Here is a 24,333-nt window from a genome sequence, read left to right as displayed (position 1 = left end):
GTGAACAGACGTAATTTTATTAAAGCAGCCTCCTGCGGGGCATTGCTGACGGGCGCATTGCCGTCTGTCAGCCATGCGGCTGCTGAAAACCGCCCGCCAATTCCGGGATCGCTGGGAATGTTGTATGACTCGACCTTGTGCGTAGGCTGCCAGGCTTGTGTGACTAAGTGTCAGGATATCAACTTCCCGGAACGTAACCCGCAAGGGGAACAGACGTGGTCGAACAACGACAAACTGTCGCCGTACACCAATAACATCATCCAGGTGTGGACCAGCGGCACTGGCGTCAACAAAGACCAGGAAGAGAATGGCTATGCGTACATTAAGAAACAGTGTATGCACTGCGTCGATCCGAACTGTGTCTCCGTGTGCCCGGTTTCTGCGCTGAAAAAAGATCCGAAAACCGGCATTGTCCATTACGACAAAGACGTGTGCACCGGCTGCCGTTACTGCATGGTCGCCTGCCCGTACAATGTGCCGAAGTACGACTACAACAACCCGTTTGGTGCGCTGCATAAGTGTGAGCTGTGTAACCAGAAAGGTGTGGAGCGTCTCGATAAAGGCGGTCTACCTGGCTGCGTAGAAGTGTGTCCGGCGGGCGCGGTGATTTTTGGTACGCGTGAAGAGCTGATGGCTGAGGCGAAAAAACGCCTGGCGCTGAAGCCTGGCAGCGAATACCACTATCCGCGTCAAACGTTGAAATCTGGCGACACTTACCTGCACACAGTGCCGAAATATTATCCGCATCTGTACGGCGAGAAAGAGGGCGGCGGTACTCAGGTTCTGGTACTGACGGGGGTTCCTTATGAAAATCTCGACTTGCCGAAGCTGGACGATCTTTCTACCGGCGCGCGTTCCGAAAATATTCAACACACCCTGTATAAAGGCATGATGCTACCACTGGCTGTGCTGGCGGGCTTAACCGTGCTGGTTCGTCGCAACACCAAAAACGACCATCACGACGGAGGAGACGATCATGAGTCATGATCCACAACCGCTGGGCGGCAAAATCATCAGTAAACCGGTCATGATTTTTGGACCGTTAATCGTCATTTGTATGCTCCTGATTGTGAAGCGTCTGGTGTTCGGTCTGGGCTCTGTCTCCGACCTGAATGGCGGCTTCCCATGGGGCGTGTGGATTGCGTTTGACCTGCTGATCGGCACCGGTTTCGCCTGTGGCGGCTGGGCGCTGGCGTGGGCGGTATACGTCTTTAACCGTGGACAATACCATCCGCTGGTGCGTCCGGCGCTGTTGGCAAGTTTGTTCGGTTACTCACTGGGTGGCTTGTCGATTACCATCGACGTCGGTCGTTACTGGAACCTGCCGTACTTCTACATTCCGGGTCACTTCAACGTGAACTCGGTACTGTTCGAGACGGCGGTTTGTATGACCATCTACATCGGTGTGATGGCTCTGGAGTTTGCTCCTGCATTGTTTGAACGTCTGGGCTGGAAGGTATCGCTCAAGCGTTTGAACAAGGTGATGTTCTTTATCATCGCGCTTGGCGCGCTGCTGCCGACTATGCACCAGTCTTCCATGGGATCACTGATGATCTCGGCGGGCTACAAAGTGCATCCGCTGTGGCAGAGCTATGAAATGTTGCCGCTGTTCTCGCTGCTGACGGCGTTCATCATGGGCTTCTCGATAGTCATCTTTGAAGGTTCGTTGGTGCAGGCGGGTCTGCGTGGCAACGGGCCGGATGAGAAGAGCCTGTTCGTCAAGTTGACCAACACCATCAGCGTGCTGCTGGCGATTTTCATCGTGCTGCGCTTTGGCGAGTTAATCTATCGCGACAAGCTGTCGTTAGCGTTTGCCGGTGACTTCTACTCCGTCATGTTCTGGATTGAAGTCCTGCTGATGCTCTTCCCGCTGGTCGTTCTGCGTGTGGCGAAGCTGCGTAATGATTCACGTATGCTGTTCCTGTCGGCACTGAGCGCACTGTTAGGTTGTGCAACCTGGCGTCTGACCTATTCGCTGGTGGCATTCAACCCGGGCGGCGGTTACGCCTACTTCCCGACGTGGGAAGAACTGTTGATTTCTATTGGTTTTGTGGCTATTGAGATTTGCGCTTACATCGTACTCATTCGTCTACTGCCGATACTTCCTCCTTTAAAACAAAACGATCATAATCGTCATGAGGCGAGCAAAGCATGAGCCAGAGAATTACTATTGATCCGGTAACCCGTATTGAAGGGCATTTACGCATCGATTGCGAAATCGAAAATGGCGTCGTTTCGAAAGCATGGGCTTCCGGAACCATGTGGCGCGGCATGGAAGAGATCGTGAAAAACCGCGATCCGCGCGATGCCTGGATGATTGTGCAACGTATCTGTGGCGTATGTACCACCACTCACGCGCTCTCTTCTGTTCGTGCGGCAGAGAGTGCGCTGAACATTGACGTTCCGGTTAACGCGCAATACATCCGTAACATTATTCTGGCTGCGCATACCACGCATGACCATATCGTCCATTTCTATCAGCTCTCTGCGCTGGACTGGGTGGACATCACTTCTGCACTGCAAGCTGATCCGACTAAAGCTTCTGAAATGCTGAAAGGTGTTTCGACCTGGCACCTGAACAGCCCGGAAGAGTTCACCAAAGTTCAGAACAAGATCAAAGATCTGGTTGCCAGCGGTCAGTTGGGTATTTTCGCCAATGGCTACTGGGGGCACCCGGCGATGAAACTGCCGCCGGAAGTGAACCTGATTGCGGTAGCGCACTACTTACAGGCGCTGGAGTGCCAGCGTGACGCAAACCGAGTGGTGGCGCTGCTGGGCGGTAAAACGCCACACATTCAGAACCTGGCGGTAGGTGGGGTCGCTAACCCGATCAACCTCGACGGTCTGGGCGTACTGAACCTTGAGCGCCTGATGTACATCAAGTCCTTCATCGACAAGCTGAGCGACTTTGTTGAGCAGGTTTATAAGGTTGATACTGCCGTTATCGCGGCGTTTTATCCGGAATGGCTGGAGCGCGGTAAAGGTGCGGTGAACTACCTGAGTGTGCCGGAATTCCCGACCGACAGCAAAAACGGTAGCTTCCTGTTCCCTGGCGGATATATCGAAAACGCGGATTTGTCCTCGTATCGTCTGATTACTTCCCATTCCGATGAATACCTGATCAAAGGGATTCAGGAAAGCGCGAAACACTCCTGGTATAAAGACGAAGCACCGCAGGCACCGTGGGAAGGCACAACCATTCCGGCTTACGACGGTTGGTCTGACGACGGTAAATACTCCTGGGTGAAATCACCGACTTTCTACGGCAAAACGGTAGAAGTGGGGCCGCTGGCGAACATGCTGGTGAAACTGGCGGCAGGACGCGAGTCTACCCAGAACAAACTGAATGAAATCGTTGCGATTTATCAGAAACTGACGGGCAACACGCTGGAAGTGGCGCAACTGCACTCCACGCTGGGGCGTATTATAGGTCGTACCGTTCACTGCTGCGAATTGCAGGATATCCTGCAAAATCAATACAGTGCACTGATCACTAATATCGGCAAAGGCGACCACACCACGTTCGTGAAGCCGAACATTCCGGCAACGGGCGAGTTCAAAGGCGTTGGCTTCCTTGAAGCGCCGCGCGGTATGCTCTCCCATTGGATGGTGATTAAAGACGGTATCATCAGCAACTACCAGGCGGTCGTTCCATCCACCTGGAACTCTGGCCCGCGTAACTTCAATGATGACGTCGGTCCGTATGAACAGTCGCTGGTGGGTACACCGATTGCCGATCCGAATAAACCGCTGGAAGTGGTGCGTACCATTCACTCCTTCGACCCGTGCATGGCCTGTGCGGTTCACGTAGTGGATGCCGATGGCAACGAAGTGGTTTCAGTGAAGGTTCTGTAATGCGTATTTTAGTCTTAGGGGTCGGCAATATTTTGCTGACCGATGAAGCCATCGGCGTGCGGATTGTTGAAGCGTTAGAGCAACGATACGTTCTGCCGGATTATGTTGAGATCCTCGATGGCGGCACGGCGGGAATGGAACTGCTTGGCGACATGGCAAATCGCGATCATCTGATCATTGCCGATGCCATTGTGTCGAAAAAGAACGCGCCGGGAACGATGATGATCCTGCGGGACGAAGAAGTTCCGGCGTTGTTTACCAACAAAATCTCTCCGCATCAGCTTGGCCTGGCCGACGTATTGTCGGCCCTGCGCTTCACCGGCGAGTTTCCGAAAAAGCTGACTCTGGTCGGCGTGATCCCGGAATCGCTGGAGCCGCACATCGGTTTAACGCCGACGGTCGAAGCAATGATTGAACCTGCGCTTGAGCAGGTTCTGGCTGCGCTGCGCGAATCAGGCGTGGAAGCCATCCCGCGGGAGGCAGCACATGACTGAGGAGATTGCTGGTTTCCAGACCTCCCCAAAGGCGCAAGTACAGGCAGCGTTTGAAGAAATTGCCCGGCGTTCGATGCACGACCTCTCGTTTCTGCATCCTTCCATGCCGGTGTATGTTTCCGATTTTACGCTGTTCGAAGGTCAGTGGACGGGGTGTGTGATCACCCCGTGGATGCTGAGTGCAGTGATCTTCCCCGGTCCGGATCAACTCTGGCCGCTGCGCAAAGTGAGTGAGAAGATCGGTCTGCAACTGCCTTATGGCACTATGACCTTTACCGTTGGCGAACTGGACGGTGTTTCGCAATACCTCTCTTGCTCGCTGATGTCGCCGCTTTCGCACAGCATGTCGATTGAAGAGGGCAAACGCCTGACGGATGACTGCGCGCGAATGATCCTTTCGCTGCCAGTCACGAATCCGGATGTGCCACACGCAGGGCGTCGCGCCCTGCTGTTTGGCCGCAGGAGTGATGAAAATGCATGAGTTGTCGCTTTGCCAGAGCGCCGTTGAAATTATCCAACGGCAGGCGGAGCAGCACGATGTTAAGCGCGTCACCGCCGTGTGGCTGGAAATTGGCGCGCTCTCCTGCGTTGAGGAGAGCGCGGTTCGTTTTAGTTTTGAAATTGTCTGCCAGGGAACGGTGGCGCAAGGGTGCGATTTACATATCGTCTATAAACCCGCCCAGGCCTGGTGCTGGGATTGCAGCCAGGTAGTGGAGATTCATCAGCACGATGCGCAGTGTCCGCTCTGTCATGGCGAGCGGTTGCGTGTCGATACCGGCGATTCGCTGATCGTCAAAAGTATTGAAGTTGAATAACCGGAGTTAACAATGTGTATTGGCGTTCCTGGCCAGGTGCTGGCCGTCGGTGAAGATATTCACCAACTTGCGCAGGTTGAAGTTTGTGGTATCAAGCGCGACGTGAATATCGCCCTGATTTGCGAAGGCAATCCGGCTGATTTGCTGGGCCAGTGGGTGCTGGTGCACGTCGGGTTTGCCATGAGCATCATCGATGAAGATGAAGCCAAAGCCACATTAGACGCGCTGCGCAATATGGATTACGACATTACCAGCGCGTGATAATTAAAGTCGGATGCTTTCGTAGGCCTGATAAGACGCGCGAGCGTCGCATCAGGCATTGTGCCTGATTGCCTGATTGCCTGATTGCCTGATTGCCGGATGCGGCGTGAACGCCTTATCCGGCCTACATCGGTCTGGAGGGCTTGCTGCGACGAACGCTAACCATTACCCCTGACGCTTATCTTCTGTATTTGTCTCGAAATCACTGGCGTCATGGCGCTCATGCAACTGCTCATTCAGCGGTCCGTTGGTGCGGTTAACAATACGCCCACGCTTCACCGCCGGACGTTCACCCACTTCTTTCGCCCAGCGTTGCACGTGTTTATAACTACCCGCATCAAGAAACTCTGCGGCATCATACACGCCGCCTAACACCACGTTGCCAAACCACGGCCAGATTGCCATATCAGCAATGGTGTACTCATCGCCCGCCACAAACTTATGCTGCGCCAGTTGCTTATCCAGCACGTCGAGCAGACGCTTGGCTTCCATAGTAAAGCGGTTAATGGCGTACTCAATTTTCACCGGCGCGTAATGGTAAAAGTGACCAAAACCACCACCGAGGAACGGCGCAGCACCCTGTAACCAGAACAGCCAGTTCAACGTTTCAGTGCGCTTCGCCAGATCCTGCGGCAGGAAGTAGCCAAATTTCTCCGCCAGATAAAGCAGAATCGAACCTGACTCAAACACGCGGATCGGCGGATTATGCGTATGATCGCGCAGTGCCGGGATTTTCGAGTTCGGGTTCACTTCGACAAAACCGCTGGAGAATTGATCGCCATCGCCAATGCGAATCAGCCAGGCATCGTACTCTGCGCCGGTGACGCCCAGCGCCAGCAGCTCTTCGAGCATAATCGTTACTTTCTGACCGTTTGGCGTACCCAGCGAATAAAGTTGCAACGGGTGCTTGCCAACAGGCAGCGTTTTTTCATGCGTCGGACCAGAAACCGGGCGATTGATATTGGCGAACGCGCCGCCAGCAGATTTATCCCACGTCCAGACTTTCGCGGGCTGATAAGTATTGTCAGTCATACTGAATTGCCTTCTGAGTGGTAGTGTTGAAGCAGTGTAGCAGCTCGCTTGCTGTACAGATTGTGAATTTTTTAACCCTTTGCACCAGCCGCTGCGTTGAGGTGTATGATAAGTCAGACCTCTGTCCGGTTAATGTCGCTGAGCAGGTAATCAGAGCACAACAATTACGCCAACTGCTTAGGTTGTATTGTTAAAGGTAAAGTGATGAGCAAAGGAACGACCAGCCAGGATGCCCCGTTCGGGACATTATTGGGCTACGCCCCCGGTGGTGTAGCAATCTACTCTTCAGATTACAGTTCTCTCGATCCGCAGGAATACGAAGATGACGCCGTATTCCGTAGCTATATCGACGATGAATATATGGGCCACAAATGGCAATGTGTTGAATTTGCTCGCCGTTTTCTCTTTTTGAATTACGGTGTGGTCTTCACCGATGTGGGCATGGCGTGGGAGATTTTCTCATTGCGCTTCCTGCGTGAAGTGGTTAACGACAACATCCTGCCATTGCAGGCATTTCCTAACGGCTCGCCGCGTGCGCCGGTCGCAGGAGCGCTTCTTATTTGGGATAAGGGCGGTGAATTTAAAGACACCGGCCATGTCGCCATCATTACCCAATTACGCGGCAATAAAGTCCGTATTGCGGAACAGAACGTGATTCATTCTCCATTGCCGCAAGGGCAACAGTGGACGCGTGAGCTGGAAATGGTGGTCGAAAACGGTTGCTATACCCTGAAAGACACCTTCGATGACACCACCATCCTGGGCTGGATGATCCAGACAGAAGATACCGAACACAGTTTACCGCAGCCGGAAATTGCAGGTGATTTGTTGAAAATCAGCGGGGCGCGGCTGGAAAACAAAGGCCAGTTTGACGGCAAATGGCTGGATGAAAAAGATCCGCTACAAAACGCCTACGTGCAGGCGAACGGTCAAGTGATCAATCAGGATCCGTATCATTATTACACCATTACCGAGAGTGCCGAGCAGGAGCTGATTAAAGCCACCAACGAGCTGCACCTGATGTATCTCCACGCCACCGACAAGGTGCTGAAAGATGACAATCTGCTGGCGCTGTTCGACATTCCGAAAATCCTCTGGCCGCGTTTGCGTCTCTCCTGGCAGCGTCGCCGTCACCATATGATCACCGGTCGTATGGATTTCTGCATGGATGAGCGTGGCCTGAAAGTCTACGAATACAACGCCGATTCTGCCTCCTGTCATACTGAAGCGGGCTTGATCCTCGAACGTTGGGCGGAGCAAGGCTATAAAGGCAACGGCTTCAATCCGGCTGAAGGGCTGATTAACGAACTGGCTGGTGCCTGGAAACACAGTCGTGCACGTCCGTTTGTCCATATCATGCAGGACAAAGATATCGAGGAGAACTATCACGCGCAGTTTATGGAGCAGGCGCTGCAACAGGCGGGCTTTGAAACGCGTATCTTGCGCGGGTTAGACGAGCTGCGCTGGGATGCTGCCGGGCAACTGATTGATGGGGAAGGGCGACTGGTTAACTGCGTGTGGAAAACCTGGGCATGGGAAACCGCGTTTGATCAGATTCGCGAAGTCAGCGACCGTGAGTTTGCTGCGGTGCCGATCCGTACCGGCCATCCGCAAAATGAAGTGCGCCTGATAGACGTTCTGCTGCGTCCGGAAGTACTGGTCTTTGAGCCGCTGTGGACGGTGATCCCTGGCAACAAAGCGATTCTGCCGATCCTCTGGTCGTTGTTCCCGCACCATCGCTACCTGCTGGATACCGATTTCACCGTTAATGATGAGCTGGTGAAAACCGGTTACGCCGTGAAGCCGATTGCCGGTCGCTGTGGCAGCAATATCGACCTCGTCAGCCATCATGAAGAGGTGTTGGACAAAACCAGCGGTAAATTTGCCGAGCAGAAAAACATTTACCAGCAGTTGTGGTGTCTGCCAAAAGTGGACGGTAAATACATTCAGGTATGTACCTTCACTGTTGGCGGTAACTACGGTGGGACTTGCTTGCGCGGAGATGAATCACTGGTCATCAAGAAAGAGAGTGATATTGAACCGTTAATTGTGGTGAAAGAGTAATAAACTTTGCCATAAACCGCACTGATTATGGAAATAACCAGTGCGGAAAATTGTTTGTGTAATAATCAAAACATTTATCGGGTGGATTTATTTAGATTAATAAATTCATAATATAAATATATTAGGGATTGAAATTCTTTGTCATGAATTCTTTCCGTGATTTCTGAATGGTGACTTATTCCCTGATCCTAAAGAAATAACATTGTTTTTATCACTAAAAAGCGATATTTCACTTTGCCCATGCCATTAAAGTCACTGATAATGCGTTCGTTCGTAAATTCAAAATGGCGTAATCTAATATATGCTAAATTTATTTGTTGGCCTTGATGTATATACGGGGCTTTTGTTATTACTTGCTCTGGCGTTTGTGTTGTTCTATGAAGCAATTAATGGTTTTCATGACACAGCGAATGCGGTCGCAACCGTTATTTATACCCGTGCCATGCAGCCACAACTTGCTGTGGTGATGGCAGCATTTTTTAACTTTTTTGGTGTATTGCTTGGCGGACTTAGCGTCGCCTATGCCATCGTCCATATGTTGCCAACCGATTTGTTGCTGAATATGGGGTCAACTCATGGTCTGGCGATGGTCTTTTCCATGCTGCTGGCGGCGATTATCTGGAATCTGGGAACATGGTTCTTTGGTTTACCGGCCTCCAGTTCGCACACCTTGATTGGCGCTATTATCGGCATTGGTTTAACCAACGCGCTGTTAACCGGCTCATCGGTGATGGATGCGTTAAACCTGCGTGAAGTGACCAAGATTTTCTCCTCGCTGATTGTCTCCCCTATCGTCGGTCTTGTCATTGCGGGAGGGCTGATTTTCCTGCTGCGCCGTTTCTGGAGCGGAACGAAAAAGCGTGACCGTATTCACCGCATTCCTGAAGATCGCAAAAAGAAAAAAGGTAAACGTAAGCCGCCATTCTGGACGCGCATTGCACTGATTGTTTCCGCTGCGGGCGTAGCGTTTTCGCACGGCGCGAACGACGGACAGAAAGGGATCGGCCTGGTGATGCTGGTTCTGGTGGGAATTGCGCCCGCCGGGTTTGTCGTCAATATGAATGCTTCCGGCTATGAAATTACCCGTACTCGCGATGCAGTGACCAACTTCGAACACTATCTGCAACAGCATCCGGAACTGCCGCAGAAATTGATTGCGATGGAACCCCCGTTGCCTGCGGCATCAACTGAAGGCACGCAAGCGACGGAGTTCCACTGTCATCCAGCAAATACTTTTGATGCGATTGCTCGTGTCAAAACGATGCTGCCGGGCAATATGGAAAGCTACGAGCCGTTAAACGTAAGTCAACGCAGTCAGTTGCGGCGCATTATGCTTTGCATCTCTGATACTTCCGCGAAACTGGCGAAACTGCCAGGCGTTAGCAAAGAAGACCAGAACCTGCTGAAAAAACTGCGCAGCGATATGTTAAGCACCATTGAGTACGCTCCGGTGTGGATTATCATGGCGGTAGCACTGGCGCTCGGTATCGGCACCATGATTGGCTGGCGTCGTGTGGCGATGACCATCGGTGAGAAAATTGGTAAGCGTGGCATGACGTATGCGCAAGGCATGGCGGCGCAAATGACGGCGGCAGTGTCTATCGGTCTTGCCAGTTACATCGGTATGCCTGTTTCCACAACGCACGTACTCTCTTCTGCGGTGGCGGGGACGATGGTAGTGGATGGCGGTGGGTTACAGCGTAAAACGGTAACCAGTATCCTGATGGCATGGGTGTTTACCTTACCGGCGGCAATTTTTCTGTCTGGTAGTCTGTACTGGATAGCATTGCAGCTTATTTAACCTTCCTGATAATGCCCGCTCCCTGCGATCGGGCATTATCACTTCTGACTAGTGATAACCTCGTGCCGTCATAAAATCCCTAATCGCTTTTTCCGCATCAATCAGCACCTGCTCCAGCGGCTGATTGGCATCGATATCAACCAGTTGTGCACCGCCAAAGGTTAACTGCGGCGTTATGGCTATCTTCCTTTCCAGCGATTCCCTTTTGTGGTCGGGTTTACGCGCGCAGGCAACGTCCAGATCGACATTGAGTTTGATGACCAGATCAGGCTTATGGCTCGCCATCCAGTGAAACGCCTTACGTTCCTGACTTGCCAGCCATGAGACAAAACGACCGCCTTCAACGTTAGGCGGGAACACCGTACCATCGTAAGCGCCAGGAATTTGGTCTTGCGGATAACGGTCGGTTAAAACAATTAACCCGCGACGACGACAGGCAAGCATATGGCGAAAGCGTAGTAAGCGACGGGCGACAAATGCTGTAATTACCAGCGCCGGAACGGGACCCGGTAATTTTTTCGCCGTTTTCACTTTATTGCGTTCAATAGATTTATTAAGTGATTTCCCCATTAAGGGCAATTTGACTACTGCTCGCCCCACATTCCCTGCTTGTTTCCCGAGATGAACTCTTTCTGCGGCACCATATTTTTCGACAACGGTAATGAGATGTTCACACACCGTTGACTTGCCTGAACCATCACTGCCGATAACGGCAATTAACGGAGAGGTTATTGATTGCATGAATATATCCTTAAATTTAAATATCCACCCAAAATATTTATTTGGTTAATGTGTTTTTATGAAAGCGTAATTCAGGGTAATACCACAATTAACCATTGTCACAATAAGGTTGAACGGATATTCTGAGCACGGACCACGTAATATTCAATACATTATTTGCTGCCGGGTTTTTCGTGAATCAACGTAATATGTCAATAATTAATTCCACGCCAGTGCGCGTTATTGCCATTGTGGGATGTGATGGTTCGGGTAAATCGACCCTCACGGTAAGTCTGGTGAATGAACTGGCAGCAAAAATGCCAACAGAACACATTTATCTCGGGCAATCGTCCGGGCGAATTGGTGAGTGGATTTCACAGCTCCCCATTATTGGTGCACCTTTTGGCCGTTATTTGCGAGGCAAAGCGGCACATGTGCATGAAAAGCCTTCAACGCCGCCCGGTAATATTACCGCGCTGGTTATTTATTTGCTTTCTTGCTGGCGGGCGTACAAGTTTCGCAAAATGTTGCGCAAAAGCCAGCAAGGCTATCTGCTCATTACAGATCGCTACCCGCAGGTTGAAGTGCCGGGTTTTCGCTTTGATGGCCCGCAACTGGCAAAAACTACTGGCGGTAACGGCTGGATAAAAATGTTAAGGCAGCGCGAACTGAAACTATACCAGTGGATGGCGTCTTATTTACCTGTGTTATTGATTCGTCTTGCTATTGATGAACAGACGGCGTTTTCGCGTAAGCCCGACCATCAACTGGCGGCGTTACAGGAAAAAATCGCCGTCACGCCACAACTGACGTTCAATGGCGCAAAGATCCTTGAACTGGATGGGCGGCAACCCGCCGATGAAGTCCTGCAAGTGTCACTACGCTCAATTCACGCCGCGCTTTCCTGATCACCAAAATGGATAAGGGATGATTTAACGAATGGATGCACTACACACGCAAACTGCTAATAGTACAACTGCGCCGCAGCCCAACTACATTCCAGGGCTGATTGCGGTGGTCGGGTGTGATGGCACGGGGAAATCCACGCTGACCACCGATCTGGTGAAATCACTGCAACAGCACTGGCAAACCGAGCGCCGCTATCTGGGGCTGCTCTCGGGCGAAGACGGCGACAAAATTAAACGCTTACCGTTTGTTGGTGTCTGGTTGGAGCGGAGACTGGCGGCAAAATCCTCCAAAACCCAAAGTATGAAAACCCAATCTCCGGCGCTTTGGGCGGCGGCGATTATGTACGGCTTTTCGCTGCGAAGAATGGCAAATCTGCGCAAAGTTCAGCGACTGGCGCAAAGTGGTGTTCTGGTGGTCAGCGATCGCTTTCCGCAGGCTGAAATTTCCGGTTTCTATTATGACGGTCCTGGGATTGGCGTCGAACGTGCGGCCGGGAAAATCAACATGTTCCTGGCGCAGCGTGAGCGGCAGTTATACCAACAAATGGCGCAATACCGCCCGGAATTAATCATTCGTCTGGGTATTGATATTGATACTGCTATCTCCCGCAAGCCTGACCATGACTATGCCGAGTTGCAGGACAAAATCGGTGTCATGTCGAAGATTGGCTATAACGGCACAAAAATTCTTGAGATTGATTCCAGAGCGCCCTACAGCGAAGTGCTGGAATAGGCACAGAAAGCGGTTTCTCTGATTGCCATCGTTTCTGACCGCCGACGTTTAACTTAAGGCTGGCGGGCTGTTTTTCATTTTCAACGATAAGGTCTGGCTGAATTGGCGGGTTTTAACATCAAACATTGGTTTGCAGATGGCGCATTTCGCACCATTATTCGCAATAGCGCCTGGTTAGGCTCCAGCAATGTCGTGAGCGCTTTGCTGGGTTTACTGGCGCTTTCATGCGCAGGGAAAGGGATGACGCCAGCCATGTTTGGCGTACTGGTGATTGTGCAATCGTATGCCAAGTCGATCAGTGATTTTATTAAGTTTCAGACATGGCAGTTGGTAGTGCAGTATGGCACGCCAGCCTTAACCAATAATAATCCCCAACAATTTCGCAATGTTGTCTCTTTTTCCTTTTCGCTGGATATCGTCAGTGGTGCGGTGGCGATTGTCGGCGGCATTGCCTTGCTGCCATTTCTTTCTCACTCGTTAGGTCTGGATGAGCAAAGTTTTTGGCTGGCGGCGCTCTATTGCACGCTTATCCCCTCAATGGCTTCCTCCACGCCGACCGGCATTTTGCGCGCAGTGGATCGCTTCGACTTAATTGCGGTGCAGCAGGCGACGAAACCTTTTCTGCGTGCGGCGGGAAGCGTCATTGCCTGGTATTTTGACTTTGGTTTTGCGGGCTTCGTGATCGCCTGGTACGCCTCGAATCTGGTTGGTGGCACGATGTACTGGTGGTTTGCTGCGCGTGAACTGCGTCGTAGAAATATCCATAACGCCTTCAAATTAAATCTGTTTGAGTCTGCCAGACACATTAAAGGCGCGTGGAGTTTTGTCTGGTCAACCAACATTGCTCACTCCATCTGGTCGGCGCGTAACTCGTGCAGCACGGTGCTGGTGGGGATCGTGTTAGGGCCAGCGGCCGCCGGATTATTTAAAATCGCTATGACATTCTTTGACGCTGCCGGAACGCCCGCCAGTTTGCTGGGTAAGAGCTTTTACCCTGAAGTGATGCGTTTAGATCCTCGAACCACCAGACCGTGGTTGTTAGGCGTGAAGTCCGGCTTGCTGGCGGGCGGGATCGGCATTCTGGTTGCGCTTGCGGTGTTGATCGTTGGTAAACCACTTATTTCGCTGGTATTTGGCGTTAAATATCTCGAAGCATATGACCTGATTCAGGTCATGTTGGGCGCGATTGTTATTTCGATGCTGGGTTTCCCGCAGGAATCATTGCTGCTGATGGCGGGGAAACAACGCGCTTTTCTCGTGGCGCAAACCATCGCTTCAATCGGCTACATCGTGTTGCTGTTCATGTTCTGCCATCTGTTTGGCGTGCTGGGGGCGGCGTTTGCCTATTTCGGCGGTCAATGTCTGGATGTGGCGCTCTCATTAATTCCGACCTTAAAGGCGTTTTTTCAGCGCCATTCATTGCGTTATAACGCAGCCGGAGAGAAATCCTGATGATGAGAAAATATTTCCCGCTTGAGGCGAGCGAGCGTTTATTTATTGCGGTTGAGGAAGATGATGTTATTGATGAGTGGGTCAGTTTACCATCGACAATTGCTTTGCGTTGTACTGCTGAAATCATTCAGGATAACTATGCGTTATGTCTGCAATTCTGGCTGAATGGTGTTAATCGTCAGGAGTTACTGCATTTAATCCGCAAACAGTCCAAAGGTGAGGAGCTTACGTCTGACGAGCGCAAACAGTTTAAATACATGCGGGCGCGCTACAAGCATTTACGTTTTGCCCAACGGTTGTATTTAAAAAAACACCGGGCGGGATTCTTATTCGGCAAAACGACGGTTTTTCTTGGGCGTTTTCAGGACGGTTTTCGTAACGGTAAGAAAAATATCGTGTCGTATTACGGAAACTTGTTACGTATTTATTTAAGCCCTCTTGTATGGTGGCTGGTGAGTTATTTATTACGCCATAGCCAGTTAGAAAGCGTGAACGGCTTTATCGCTTATCGCCAGAAGCAAATGCACATTCTGAAGGAGATTGTTGCCAAACCACAGCTTACAGGCAGGGAATTTCATGATGTGCGAAAAATCATCAGCCAGCAGGTTTCTTATTACGACACGTTAAGATCGCTTGATCCTGAAAATAAAGAGGCGTTGCAGATTTCCCGCTTTCTCGCAGCCATTAATGGCCTGATGGGAGATAAGCACGACGACATGGTGGCGGACGATATGGAAAATCGCCAGTCGTATGATGCACCAGTGGCACTCGATAGCGATATTCGTCAGCGTTTAGAACTGCTGATTTCGCGTTTTCCGCTATAACCGGGGTAATGATGTTATCTCGTTTGATTGTCGCACTGATTATCATGCTCTTATTACCTAGTGCGCAGGCACACAATTTCGTCACAGGAAAACCGGTTCCCCCTGTTTATATCCAGGAAGGCGGTGAGTTGCTGCTTAATAACGAAGAGATTCACTACCAAAAGTGGAATAGCACGCAACTGGCGGGAAAAGTTCGTATTATCCAGTATATTGCCGGGCGAAAGTCGGCAAAGAAAAAGAACTCATTGCTAATCAAAGCAGTAGAAATAGCAAATTTCCCTCAGGATCGTTTTCAGCCCACCACCATAGTGAACACCGATGATGCCATCTTTGGCACCGGTTATTTCGTGGCAGGTAAAATTGAAAAAAATAAACGCCGCTATCCGTGGGCGCAATTTGTTATTGACGCCAATGGTCTGGGACGTCTTGCCTGGCAACTGCCGGAGCAGAGTTCAACCATTCTGGTGCTGAATAAATACGGGCAAATCCAGTGGGCAAAGGACGGTAGCCTGGTGCCGGAAGAAGTAGATCATGTTATTGCGTTAGCACATAAGCTGATCAATGAATAAAAAATTCAAAGGATTGAGGGCGTTAGTGAGATGAAGTTGGTTGAGCACTACATCATGCGTGGTACGCGCCGTCTGGTGCTGATTATCATCGGTTTTCTGATCTTTATTTTTGCCAGCTACTCCGCACAGCGTTATCTGACCGAAGCGGCAAATGGAACCTTAGCGCTTGATGTTGTACTGGATATCGTTTTCTACAAGGTGCTGATTGCACTGGAGATGTTATTACCGGTTGGCCTGTATGTGTCGGTTGGTGTGACGCTTGGGCAGATGTATACCGATTCAGAAATTACCGCTATCTCTGCGGCGGGAGGCAGTCCGGCGCGTTTGTACAAAGCCGTTCTTTACCTGGCGATACCGCTAAGTATTTTTGTCACTCTGTTGTCGATGTATGGCAGGCCGTGGGCTTATGCGCAGATTTATCAACTGGAGCAACAGTCGCAGTCGGAGCTGGATGTTCGCCAGTTGCGGGCAAAGAAATTTAACACTAACGATAACGGACGAATGATCCTCTCTCAGACGGTTGATCAAGATAATAACCGCCTGACCGATGCGCTGATTTATACTTCTACCGCCAATCGAACACGTATTTTCCGCGCCCGTTCGGTCGATGTGGTCGACCCATCACCCGAGAAACCTACCGTTATGTTGCATAACGGAACTGCCTATCTTCTCGATCATCAGGGCCGTGACGACAACGAACAGCTTTACCGTAATCTGCAATTACATCTGAATCCGCTGGATCAAAGCCCTAACGTCAAACGCAAAGCGAAATCGGTCACGGAACTGGCACACTCTGTCTTTCCTGCCGATCATGCCGAGCTGCAATGGCGACAAAGCCGTGGCCTGACGGCGTTGTTGATGGCACTGCTGGCTATTTCTTTAAGCCGGGTAAAACCGCGGCAGGGGCGATTTTCTACGTTACTGCCACTGACATTACTGTTTATTGCCATTTTTTATGGCGGCGACGTCTGCCGCACCCTGGTAGCTAACGGCGCGATTCCCCTCATTCCTGGTTTGTGGTTAGTGCCCGGACTCATGCTAATAGGTCTGTTGATGCTGGTTGCTCGCGACTTCTCTTTGCTGCAGAAATTTTCCCGATGAATGTTTTCAGTCGCTATTTAATCCGCCATATCTTCCTCGGTTTTGCTGCCGCGGCCGGGCTACTGTTGCCGCTTTTTACCACCTTCAACCTGATTAACGAACTGGATGATGTCAGCCCTGGTGGTTATCGCTGGACTCAGGCGGTGCTGGTGGTACTGATGACCTTACCGCGCACACTGGTCGAGCTTGCACCATTTATCGCGTTATTGGGTGGGATTGTTGGCCTGGGGCAACTATCGAAAAACAGCGAACTTACCGCCATTCGTAGCACGGGTTTTTCTATTTTCCGTATTGCACTGGTGGCGCTGGTCGCCGGAATACTGTGGACTGTTTCGTTAGGCGTGATTGATGAGTGGGTTGCGTCGCCATTGCAGCAACAGGCACTGCAAATTAAATCTACCGCGGTAGCGTTGGGAGATGAGGATGATATTACCGGCAATATGCTGTGGGCCAGGCGCGGCAATGAATTTGTGACGGTGAAATCGCTGAATGAACTGGGTCAGCCTGTGGGCGTGGAGATATTTCATTACCGCGACGATCTCTCGCTCGAATCCTACATTTACGCACGCAGTGCCACCATTGAAAACGACAAAACGTGGATCCTGCACGGCGTGAATCACAAAAAATGGCTTAACGGTAAAGAAACGCAGGAAGCATTAGCCAATCTTGCCTGGCAATCGGCATTCACCAGTATGAATCTCGAAGAGTTATCGATGCCGGGGAATACTTTTTCTGTCCGTCAGCTCAACCATTACATCCATTATTTGCAGGAAACCGGACAACCGGGCAGCGAATACCGCCTTGCACTGTGGGAAAAGCTGGGGCAACCCATCTTAACTCTGGCGATGATTTTACTGGCTGTACCCTTTACCTTTAGCACTCCGCGCTCGCCGGGGATGGGCAGCCGTCTTGCTGTAGGCGTCATCGTTGGCTTGCTTACCTGGATCAGCTATCAAATCATGGTCAATCTGGGATTGCTATTTGCGTTGAGCGCGCCCGTTACCGCGCTCGGTTTACCGGTAGCGTTTGTGTTGGTGGCGTTGATTCTGGTGTATTGGTATGACAGGCAACATTAATCCAGCCGTGGCGTAACACCACGGCGGGCCAATATTACGACTTCAGGGTAGCAAATGCCTGAATGATGGTATCGATTTGCTCGCGGCTGTGAGCGGCGTTAACGCTACAGCGCAGCAGCGTAATACCCGCAGGTGCGGCAGGCGGCAGGATAAGATTCACATAAACGCCCAGCGAGATAAGCTCGCGCCAGATACGTAACCCTTCCTCTTTCGAACCGATTATCACCGGCACTACCGGGCTGATATGCGAGCTTAACTCATAACCCAACTTTTGTAGCCCGTCATACAGATGGTTGGCGTTATCCATCAGCTTTTGCCGCAGCTCTGGTTGTGTGGCAATGGTTTTTAACGACGAGCGCACGGTCGCAATGCAGGAAGGGGAAGGCGAGGCGGTAAAAATATACGGGCGGCTGCCGTAGCGCAGCACTTCCATCGCTTCCGAACCCACGGCAAAACCGCCAATGGAGGCCAGGCTTTTACTGAAGGTGCCGACGATAATATCCACATCGTCTTCAACGCCAACGGCTTCAACCAGTCCGCGGCCCGTTGCGCCTAATACGCCAAATGAATGCGCTTCATCGACAATCAAATAACCACCGAGGCGACGTTTGATATCAACGATTTCTGCCAGCGGTGCCACATCACCGAGCATACTGTAGATGCCCTCAACGATGATAATCGCCTCTTTTGCCCGTTCACCGAGGCGAACCATGCGACGCTCCAGATCGTTGGCGTCGTTATGGCGGAAACGAATAATTTCCGCACCGCCGAGAGAACAGGCGTCATAAATACTGGCGTGGCTGTCGGCATCGAGTAACACCACGGCGTTATGGTCGGCAAGTGCGCTGATGACACCTAAATTCGCGGTATAACCGGTTGAAAAAACGATAGCGGTAGGGCGATTGAAGAACTCTGCAATTTCTTTCTCTAATGCCAGATGCGGCGCATAACTGCCATTAGCCATACGAGAACCGGTGGTGCCGGTGCCTTGGGTCGCTAACGCCGCCTGACCTTCCGCAATGGCATCATGATTGAAGGTTAATCCGAGATAATTATTGGTCCCGGCCAGAATCACTTTTTTATTGCCGATACGGCCTTCGGTGGCGGAATACACTTCATCAATACAGGTGCCAAACGGCGTTAAACCGTTATCACTAAATTGCAGCCGCTCACCAGCAAGGCGCGCATATTTATCATAAAGCCCCATTATTTATTCTCCAGCCATGGAAGTAGAGTTTCCATTAATTGCGCAGGGGTTTTGACATCCAGCAGAATATTAATAGGAATGGAAATATCGAATCTGTCTTCCAGCATCATTAAGAGATCCATCACTTTGATCGACTCCAGGCCGAGATCGTTGACGAGATCGCTGTCGGGCTTAATTTCCACACCGTTTTCGACCAACTCCTGTAAACAGGAAAGGATGTAATCCATTACTATTTCACGATTTACCATAGAAACGTTAACACACCTTTAAACAAGACAATCAAAATAGCCCGTTGCGTAATGCGTGTTCCAGGCTAACCCCGGGAAACCAATTAATATCTTCAGAAATACATTTATTACTTGCCGACCAGTCGGCATGGGTTAATTCACGGATTTTCGAGCGGGTCAGCATGGGTTCTTTACCTGCGAGGCGACTCAACGCGGTACTGATATCCGCAAGGCAGGTGAGTAACGGCAGAGGAATACCGACCATCCGCACAGAACCACAACGGGCTACAGCGGCAAGCTGTTGGACACGTCGCCAGTCATAACCTCCGGCGATGCCATCGCATAATTCATACGTTTGCGTCTGTACGGAATCGGCGCTTAACCACTGACCCACAGCCTGGGCGAAATCGGTGACGTGCAGAAAAGAGAGCTGTGTATCTGGTGCGCCAGTACGTGGCAGAAGTCCGCGCAGCATCCAGTCAAACAGCGGTTTTAGCTCTTTATCGCCGGGACCATACACTGCAGTTGGACGAAAAACGCCCAGCGTGATTTCGCCAGCCATTGCTGCCAGTCGTTGTTCGGCTACGAATTTAGATTTTGCATACCAGGAGAGTTCGGGATGACGCGCCGCCAGTGAAGAGATAAACAGGAAACGTTGGCAGCAGCCGCTCTCTTTTGCCGCCTGCATCAGGCGCAGGCTGCCGTCGACGTTACAACGGGTAAAGATATCTTCTTTGTGTCCGCGCACTTGCCCGGCGCAATGGACCACCGCGCTGGCGCTGGCAACCAGTTCGCTAAGCGAATGCGTATCTTCCAGCGAACCGCGCACCCAGATGAGATTATCGCTAACGTGAGCGCGGGTAGTACGCGTCAAAGCGCGAACGTGAAAGCCGCGGGCGAGCAGGTTATCGATAATATATTTCCCGATAAACCCGGTAGCGCCCGTCACCGCGACAGTTTGATTCATACGAGAGATCCCTGAACATGAGGATTAGCGGCAACGGCCTTCTGATAACGTTTTTTCGCTTCTGCGCGGGCGGGCTTGCCGGAAGAGGTGCGGGGAATACTGTGGGGCGGTAACAGGTCGATAGCCGCAGTTACGCCAAATTCGCTTTGTATCCGCGCCGCCAGCGTGTGGATAAGCTGCGTGCGGCGCTTTTCGTCGCTGATCCGGCACTGGATCTGCAAAATAATATTTTCCTGGGCGGTAACAAAAGCAATGGCATCGCCAGAGTGAATTTCCGGTTCCTGTTCCGCAATATATTCAATATCCTGCGGCCAGATATTGCGGCCACGAATAATAATCAGATCTTTAATGCGCCCGGTGACATACAGATAACCGTCCAGCAGGTAACCGAGATCGCCAGTATCTAACCAACCCGTCGCGGCAATCTCGTTTTGTGAAGCCATGTCGCCAAAGTAGCCACTCATCAGGCTGGGGCCAGAGATGCAAATATGGCCCACCACACGTTCCGCTACCGGTATCCCCGCGTCATTACGGATTTCAATGCTATGTTCCGGCAACGCTTTACCGCAGTTGACGAAAGTTGATACGGCACGTGTCTCAACACCCGGCGTAACGGCTTTCCCCTGATATTCGAGGATGTCGCGATCCACGTCGTTAACCACAACCCCAGAGGCTTCATCGGAAAAGCTGACAGCCAGCGCGTTCTCTGCCAGTCCGTAGCACGGCATAAACGTTTTATCGTCAAAGTTAACTGGACGGAAACATTCAGCAAATTGATGGAGTTGTTCGGCGGAGATAGGCTCTGCGCCAATACCGGCGACGCGCCAGCAGGAGAGATCCAGTTCAGCGAGATCTCTTTCATTCACGCGGCGCTGGCACAATTCATAGCCAAATGGTGGCGCAACGGAGACGGTGCCGCGATTTTTGCTGATCAATTTAAGCCATTGCAGTGGGCGCATGGCAAAATCCTGGGTGCGCAAATAATCCACTGAAAGCTGCGTGGCGACAGGTGTCAGAAGAAAACCGACCAGCCCCATATCATGGTAGAAAGGTAGCCAGGAGACACAGCGATCGCCTGGGCGTAATTTAATGCCATCGTGGCTGATGGCACGTAGATTGGCCATCACTTCGCGATGAGTGATGATGACGCCACGGGGAAAACGGGTGCTGCCGGAGGTGTACTGCAGATAGGCGATATCGTCTGGCACTGGCAACGGGAGCGTAACATCGGCTTCTGGCAAGGTTTTAAACCAGGCGTGGCTCAAAACATGTAACTCGGGTTTGCCCTGCGTCGCGGCATTGACCAGCGGCAACCACTCATCACCAGTGATAATCGCCGCAGGCTGGCAGCTTGCCAGCAACCCTTGCAGTTTTGTGCTCCATGAATCCCGCTGACCGACGCCCATCGGAATCGCCAGTGGGACAGCGACTAATCCGGCATACTGGCAGGCAAAAAACGCTTCGACAAACCCGCTACTGGTTTCCGCAATCAGCGCCACGCGATCGCCTTTTTTCAGGTTTAGCGATAACAGTCGCCTGGCTCCTGTTTCCGCACGTGCTTTTAAAGTGTGATATTCCAGTTCATCTTCAAGCTGGCTACGCCTGTCATAAAAATTCATTCCGGCGTTACCCAGAGCGGCATAGTCCAAAGCATCAACCAGCGTTGGAAAATCGGCATAGCGCATAGGCAGGGAATGCGTAAAGATTTTATTGGACATATACACCACAAGAAAATTGGATATCAAAAATAAAATGACAATAATGCGGTGGATTATATATGCATAAAAGATAAATGAGATAGTATTTTCATTGGTGCGATATTGAACATTGATTAAAATAATAAGTTCTGTTTTTTGTTTCTTATTGTGAATGATATTTAATTTATGAATGTATTAAGTAATGCCTTGTCTGGTCGCATTAAGTCTATAAAAGGCATTATTAACCGTCTTACGCAGGCTCTGGTTTTACCGTAATTATTAATAAATATTATTTTATCTTCGTTTGTATTCATTGGGTGGATTATGAAGGTGCCGTTCGTTGCAGTTGCAGCCTGTTTTTCACCGTTAATTATTTGTTATCCACGTAAATATGGAATGCGATCTGCTGATGATTAAAATTGAAAAAGTAATAAATAAAAATGACTTAAAGGCATTTATCGCTTTTCCGTCGTCACTTTATTCCAATGATTCAAACTGGATCCCCCCTTTATGCATTGAACGCAGTGAGCATCTGTCACAAAAGAATCCGGGAACGGACCATATTATCTGGCAGGCGTGGGTGGCAAAAAAAGAGGGGCAGATAGTCGGGCGCATTACGGCGCAAATCGATACCTTGCACCGCGAGCGATACGGCGAAGATACGGGGCATTTTGGCATGATTGACGCCATTGATGATCCACAGGTATTTGCAGCCTTATTTGACGCAGCGGAAGGGTGGCTGAAGTCACAAGGGGCACGCAACATCACTGGCCCCTTCAGCCTGAATATCAATCAGGAGAGTGGGTTACTGATTGAAGGGTTTGATACGCCGCCCTGCGCGATGATGCCGCACGGCAAACCGTGGTATGCCGCGCATCTCGAGCAATTGGGCTATCAGAAAGGCATTGATTTACTGGCGTGGTGGATGCAGCGAACCGATCTCACTTTCTCTCCGGCGCTAAAAAAACTGATGGATCAGGTACGCAAAAAGGTGACCATTCGCTGCATCAATCGCCAGCGGTTTGCTGAAGAGATGCAGATCCTGCGTGAGATTTTCAACTCTGGCTGGCAGCACAACTGGGGCTTTGTGCCGTTTACCGAACGCGAATTTGCCACCATGGGCGATCAGCTTAAATACCTGGTGCCGGACGATATGATCTACATTGCTGAGATAGACTCTGCACCCTGCGCGTTTGTTGTCGGCTTACCGAACATCAACGAGGCGATTGCTGATCTGAATGGATCGCTCTTTCCCCTCGGCTGGGCAAAATTGCTGTGGCGCTTAAAAGTCAGTGGTATGCGCACTGCGCGAGTGCCGCTAATGGGTGTGCGCGACGAATATCAGTTTAGTCGTATCGGACCGGTAATCGCGCTGTTGCTGATTGAAGCATTACGCGATCCCTTTACCCGCAGGAAGATCGACGCGCTGGAGATGTCATGGATCCTCGAAACCAATACGGGCATGAATAACATGCTGGAACGTATTGGCGCACAGCCATATAAGCGTTACCGTGTGTATGAAAAGCAGATTTAACGCCCGCTAACTCTGGCTCATCTCCAGCGGCACCGCCGAGCGAATCAAGTGGTGACCTTCCAGTTCGATATTGTGGAGATTCTTTTTCACGGTCATCACATGATCGCGGGCCGCGCGCTGGGCCACATGCGGCAGTCGTTGCAAAACCGCGTTATAGATCCGCGCATGTTGGCGATCGATCTGCTTTTTTTGCTGGGGGCGATGGTAGAGATTATTCACGCTGGCAAACACCGAATTAAACATCAGATCGGTCAATGATTGCAGAGTGAAAACCAGCACCTGATTGTGGGAAGCCTGACAAATAGCGAGATGGAAAGCGTGATCCAACTGCGCATGTTCGATCAGTGAAATCTCTTTGTTGTTCTCACTGGCGGCGAGCATTTTTTCATAACAGCGAGTTATCAATACAAAATCAGCCTGGGTTCCCAGCGTTGCCGCCAACCTTGCTGATTCGCCTTCCAGTAATGCCCGGACGTCGAGCAGATCATACAGTGTTCGCGGCTGCGTGCTGAACAGATGGATCAGCGGACTGGTGTCCTGTACCCGATTAAGTCGCGCGACCCGAGAATCGCGCCCCTGCGCCGTTTCAATAATCCCGCGCCCGCGCAGCACCGTCAGCCCTTCACGCAGTGCGGAACGCGAGAAGCCGAGCTTTTCGCACAGTCGACGTTCCGAGGGAAGCGGCTGCCCGACCTTCAACACACCGTCGATAATTAACCGTTCGATACTCTCTGCAACCACTTCGCAAATAGGGCGACGTTCATCTTTCATTCCCGGACCTCGTGCACAGGTAGGACCAATTTTTCTGTTCTTAATTCGCGAAACACGCACATCATGCAAGTGATTATGTTACATCAATTTAACATTGAATTAACCTATGCGTGGTCACAGAGCTGGAAAAAAAATGGTCTGACCGGTAACTAAAGAGATAGACGAAAACAAAAAGCCCGCTTAATAACTGTTCACAGAAGCAGCACGCAAAAATCAGCTACCACA

Annotated in this window: 24 protein-coding genes; 17 read left to right on the top strand and 7 right to left on the bottom strand. The window is 51.0% G+C overall.

The genetic code is table 11. The features are described from left to right. From hybA to hybG, 7 genes are read left to right on the top strand one after another with little or no spacing between them, the layout of a single operon-like run. On the top strand, positions 1 to 987 hold the full coding sequence (gene hybA, locus C0K55_RS02975) for a hydrogenase 2 operon protein HybA (RefSeq protein ID WP_001081870.1): 987 nt from the start codon (positions 1 to 3) through the stop codon (positions 985 to 987). After that, positions 977 to 2,155 carry a Ni/Fe-hydrogenase cytochrome b subunit gene (gene hybB / locus C0K55_RS02970; RefSeq protein WP_000017694.1) on the top strand — a complete coding sequence of 393 codons (1,179 nt, stop codon included), beginning with the start codon at positions 977 to 979 and terminating at the stop codon, positions 2,153 to 2,155. Before hybA ends, hybB begins: the two co-directional genes overlap by 11 nt. After that, positions 2,152 to 3,855 (top strand): hydrogenase 2 large subunit, encoded by a 1,704-nt coding sequence (gene hybC, locus C0K55_RS02965; protein WP_105266450.1) that lies wholly within the window; start codon positions 2,152 to 2,154, stop codon positions 3,853 to 3,855. The genes hybB and hybC overlap by 4 nt, the downstream gene beginning before the upstream one ends. Continuing rightward, positions 3,855 to 4,349 (top strand): HyaD/HybD family hydrogenase maturation endopeptidase, encoded by a 495-nt coding sequence (locus tag C0K55_RS02960; protein WP_016249210.1) that lies wholly within the window; start codon positions 3,855 to 3,857, stop codon positions 4,347 to 4,349. Before hybC ends, C0K55_RS02960 begins: the two co-directional genes overlap by 1 nt. Then, the gene (gene hybE, locus C0K55_RS02955; RefSeq protein WP_000134011.1) at positions 4,342 to 4,830 is read left to right on the top strand and encodes a hydrogenase-2 assembly chaperone; all 489 of its coding nucleotides are present in this window, start codon (positions 4,342 to 4,344) and stop codon (positions 4,828 to 4,830) included. Before C0K55_RS02960 ends, hybE begins: the two co-directional genes overlap by 8 nt. Next, a complete protein-coding gene (gene hypA, locus C0K55_RS02950; protein WP_000544957.1) occupies positions 4,823 to 5,164 on the top strand; it encodes a hydrogenase maturation nickel metallochaperone HypA in 342 nt (113 codons plus the stop codon). Before hybE ends, hypA begins: the two co-directional genes overlap by 8 nt. 12 nt (positions 5,165 to 5,176) lie before the next feature. Continuing rightward, the gene (gene hybG, locus C0K55_RS02945; protein ID WP_000334894.1) at positions 5,177 to 5,425 is read left to right on the top strand and encodes a hydrogenase maturation factor HybG; all 249 of its coding nucleotides are present in this window, start codon (positions 5,177 to 5,179) and stop codon (positions 5,423 to 5,425) included. A gap of 165 nt (positions 5,426 to 5,590) precedes the next feature. Here the strand turns inward: hybG and yghU are convergent, their stop codons facing one another. Further along, positions 5,591 to 6,457: a glutathione-dependent disulfide-bond oxidoreductase gene (gene yghU / locus C0K55_RS02940; RefSeq protein WP_000131798.1), complete on the bottom strand. Its 867-nt coding sequence runs from the start codon at positions 6,455 to 6,457 to the stop codon at positions 5,591 to 5,593. Positions 6,458 to 6,661: 204 nt separating this feature from the next. Between yghU and gss the strand changes: the two genes are divergently transcribed. Further along, positions 6,662 to 8,521, top strand: a complete 1,860-nt coding sequence (gss, locus tag C0K55_RS02935; protein WP_001517098.1) for a bifunctional glutathionylspermidine amidase/synthase — start codon at positions 6,662 to 6,664, stop codon at positions 8,519 to 8,521. Between the two features lie 301 nt (positions 8,522 to 8,822). Next, the gene (pitB, locus tag C0K55_RS02925; protein ID WP_000933317.1) at positions 8,823 to 10,322 is read left to right on the top strand and encodes an inorganic phosphate transporter PitB; all 1,500 of its coding nucleotides are present in this window, start codon (positions 8,823 to 8,825) and stop codon (positions 10,320 to 10,322) included. Between the two features lie 48 nt (positions 10,323 to 10,370). Here the strand turns inward: pitB and C0K55_RS02920 are convergent, their stop codons facing one another. Continuing rightward, entirely contained in the window at positions 10,371 to 11,063 is a 693-nt protein-coding gene (locus C0K55_RS02920) for a dTMP kinase (RefSeq protein WP_001517097.1), read from the bottom strand. Positions 11,064 to 11,236: 173 nt separating this feature from the next. Here C0K55_RS02920 and C0K55_RS02915 point away from each other — a divergent pair, with 173 nt between their 5' ends. The 7 genes from C0K55_RS02915 to lptG all read left to right on the top strand — a co-directional run bounded on the left by C0K55_RS02915 (position 11,237) and on the right by lptG (position 17,705). Continuing rightward, positions 11,237 to 11,950 carry a dTMP kinase gene (locus C0K55_RS02915; protein WP_105266449.1) on the top strand — a complete coding sequence of 238 codons (714 nt, stop codon included), beginning with the start codon at positions 11,237 to 11,239 and terminating at the stop codon, positions 11,948 to 11,950. 31 nt (positions 11,951 to 11,981) lie between these two features. Beyond that, complete coding sequence (locus C0K55_RS02910) at positions 11,982 to 12,683, top strand: hypothetical protein (RefSeq protein ID WP_105266448.1); 702 nt, start codon at positions 11,982 to 11,984, stop codon at positions 12,681 to 12,683. A gap of 102 nt (positions 12,684 to 12,785) precedes the next feature. Then, positions 12,786 to 14,135: a lipopolysaccharide biosynthesis protein gene (locus tag C0K55_RS02905; protein ID WP_000896902.1), complete on the top strand. Its 1,350-nt coding sequence runs from the start codon at positions 12,786 to 12,788 to the stop codon at positions 14,133 to 14,135. Beyond that, a complete protein-coding gene (locus tag C0K55_RS02900; protein WP_038354416.1) occupies positions 14,135 to 14,959 on the top strand; it encodes a hypothetical protein in 825 nt (274 codons plus the stop codon). Before C0K55_RS02905 ends, C0K55_RS02900 begins: the two co-directional genes overlap by 1 nt. An 11-nt stretch (positions 14,960 to 14,970) precedes the next feature. Then, entirely contained in the window at positions 14,971 to 15,528 is a 558-nt protein-coding gene (locus tag C0K55_RS02895; protein ID WP_105266447.1) for a YtfJ family protein, read from the top strand. A 30-nt stretch (positions 15,529 to 15,558) separates the two neighbouring features. Beyond that, positions 15,559 to 16,629, top strand: a complete 1,071-nt coding sequence (lptF, locus tag C0K55_RS02890; RefSeq protein ID WP_000779618.1) for an LPS export ABC transporter permease LptF — start codon at positions 15,559 to 15,561, stop codon at positions 16,627 to 16,629. Further along, positions 16,626 to 17,705 carry an LPS export ABC transporter permease LptG gene (lptG, locus tag C0K55_RS02885; RefSeq protein ID WP_105266446.1) on the top strand — a complete coding sequence of 360 codons (1,080 nt, stop codon included), beginning with the start codon at positions 16,626 to 16,628 and terminating at the stop codon, positions 17,703 to 17,705. The genes lptF and lptG overlap by 4 nt, the downstream gene beginning before the upstream one ends. A 34-nt stretch (positions 17,706 to 17,739) precedes the next feature. Here the strand turns inward: lptG and spt are convergent, their stop codons facing one another. Genes spt through C0K55_RS02865 form a run of 4 tightly spaced genes read right to left on the bottom strand, consistent with a single transcriptional unit; the run spans position 17,740 to position 21,824 of the window. Next, a complete protein-coding gene (spt, locus tag C0K55_RS02880; RefSeq protein WP_000524948.1) occupies positions 17,740 to 18,912 on the bottom strand; it encodes a serine palmitoyltransferase in 1,173 nt (390 codons plus the stop codon). After that, positions 18,912 to 19,160 carry an acyl carrier protein gene (locus C0K55_RS02875; protein WP_000248105.1) on the bottom strand — a complete coding sequence of 83 codons (249 nt, stop codon included), beginning with the start codon at positions 19,158 to 19,160 and terminating at the stop codon, positions 18,912 to 18,914. The genes spt and C0K55_RS02875 overlap by 1 nt, the downstream gene beginning before the upstream one ends. A gap of 31 nt (positions 19,161 to 19,191) precedes the next feature. Continuing rightward, positions 19,192 to 20,106, bottom strand: a complete 915-nt coding sequence (locus C0K55_RS02870) for an NAD-dependent epimerase/dehydratase family protein (RefSeq protein ID WP_001077188.1) — start codon at positions 20,104 to 20,106, stop codon at positions 19,192 to 19,194. Continuing rightward, positions 20,103 to 21,824 carry a fatty acyl-AMP ligase gene (locus C0K55_RS02865; RefSeq protein WP_207105710.1) on the bottom strand — a complete coding sequence of 574 codons (1,722 nt, stop codon included), beginning with the start codon at positions 21,822 to 21,824 and terminating at the stop codon, positions 20,103 to 20,105. The genes C0K55_RS02870 and C0K55_RS02865 overlap by 4 nt, the downstream gene beginning before the upstream one ends. A gap of 370 nt (positions 21,825 to 22,194) precedes the next feature. On the opposite strand from C0K55_RS02865, the gene yghO reads away from it, so the two are divergent. Further along, positions 22,195 to 23,337: a protein YghO gene (gene yghO, locus C0K55_RS02860; protein ID WP_061091046.1), complete on the top strand. Its 1,143-nt coding sequence runs from the start codon at positions 22,195 to 22,197 to the stop codon at positions 23,335 to 23,337. 6 nt (positions 23,338 to 23,343) lie between these two features. Here the strand turns inward: yghO and glcC are convergent, their stop codons facing one another. Further along, positions 23,344 to 24,108, bottom strand: a complete 765-nt coding sequence (glcC, locus tag C0K55_RS02855; RefSeq protein ID WP_001517090.1) for a transcriptional regulator GlcC — start codon at positions 24,106 to 24,108, stop codon at positions 23,344 to 23,346. Positions 24,109 to 24,333 lie beyond the last annotated feature (225 nt).

The organism is Escherichia sp. MOD1-EC6098, from assembly GCF_002965865.1.
GTDB classification, from domain to species: Bacteria; Pseudomonadota; Gammaproteobacteria; order Enterobacterales; family Enterobacteriaceae; genus Escherichia; species Escherichia marmotae.
Note: the sequence above shows the minus strand (reverse complement) of the source record. Positions and strands in the feature narration are given on the sequence as shown.

Excerpts from the sequence above, each read along its gene's own strand:
- gss (WP_001517098.1), top strand. The coding sequence starts at position 6,662 with ATGAGCAAAGGAACGACCAGCCAGGATGCCCCGTTCGGGACATTATTG.
- C0K55_RS02900 (WP_038354416.1), top strand. The coding sequence starts at position 14,135 with ATGATGAGAAAATATTTCCCGCTTGAGGCGAGCGAGCGTTTATTTATT.
- C0K55_RS02920 (WP_001517097.1), bottom strand. The coding sequence starts at position 11,063 with ATGCAATCAATAACCTCTCCGTTAATTGCCGTTATCGGCAGTGATGGT.
- C0K55_RS02865 (WP_207105710.1), bottom strand. The coding sequence starts at position 21,824 with ATGTCCAATAAAATCTTTACGCATTCCCTGCCTATGCGCTATGCCGAT.
- spt (WP_000524948.1), bottom strand. The coding sequence starts at position 18,912 with ATGGGGCTTTATGATAAATATGCGCGCCTTGCTGGTGAGCGGCTGCAA.
- yghU (WP_000131798.1), bottom strand. The coding sequence starts at position 6,457 with ATGACTGACAATACTTATCAGCCCGCGAAAGTCTGGACGTGGGATAAA.
- hybE (WP_000134011.1), top strand. The coding sequence starts at position 4,342 with ATGACTGAGGAGATTGCTGGTTTCCAGACCTCCCCAAAGGCGCAAGTA.
- glcC (WP_001517090.1), bottom strand. The coding sequence starts at position 24,108 with ATGAAAGATGAACGTCGCCCTATTTGCGAAGTGGTTGCAGAGAGTATC.
- C0K55_RS02960 (WP_016249210.1), top strand. The coding sequence starts at position 3,855 with ATGCGTATTTTAGTCTTAGGGGTCGGCAATATTTTGCTGACCGATGAA.
- hybC (WP_105266450.1), top strand. The coding sequence starts at position 2,152 with ATGAGCCAGAGAATTACTATTGATCCGGTAACCCGTATTGAAGGGCAT.
- hybG (WP_000334894.1), top strand. The coding sequence starts at position 5,177 with ATGTGTATTGGCGTTCCTGGCCAGGTGCTGGCCGTCGGTGAAGATATT.
- C0K55_RS02895 (WP_105266447.1), top strand. The coding sequence starts at position 14,971 with ATGTTATCTCGTTTGATTGTCGCACTGATTATCATGCTCTTATTACCT.
- pitB (WP_000933317.1), top strand. The coding sequence starts at position 8,823 with ATGCTAAATTTATTTGTTGGCCTTGATGTATATACGGGGCTTTTGTTA.
- C0K55_RS02870 (WP_001077188.1), bottom strand. The coding sequence starts at position 20,106 with ATGAATCAAACTGTCGCGGTGACGGGCGCTACCGGGTTTATCGGGAAA.
- hybB (WP_000017694.1), top strand. The coding sequence starts at position 977 with ATGAGTCATGATCCACAACCGCTGGGCGGCAAAATCATCAGTAAACCG.
- lptF (WP_000779618.1), top strand. The coding sequence starts at position 15,559 with ATGAAGTTGGTTGAGCACTACATCATGCGTGGTACGCGCCGTCTGGTG.
- C0K55_RS02910 (WP_105266448.1), top strand. The coding sequence starts at position 11,982 with ATGGATGCACTACACACGCAAACTGCTAATAGTACAACTGCGCCGCAG.
- lptG (WP_105266446.1), top strand. The coding sequence starts at position 16,626 with ATGAATGTTTTCAGTCGCTATTTAATCCGCCATATCTTCCTCGGTTTT.
- yghO (WP_061091046.1), top strand. The coding sequence starts at position 22,195 with ATGGAATGCGATCTGCTGATGATTAAAATTGAAAAAGTAATAAATAAA.
- C0K55_RS02875 (WP_000248105.1), bottom strand. The coding sequence starts at position 19,160 with ATGGTAAATCGTGAAATAGTAATGGATTACATCCTTTCCTGTTTACAG.
- hypA (WP_000544957.1), top strand. The coding sequence starts at position 4,823 with ATGCATGAGTTGTCGCTTTGCCAGAGCGCCGTTGAAATTATCCAACGG.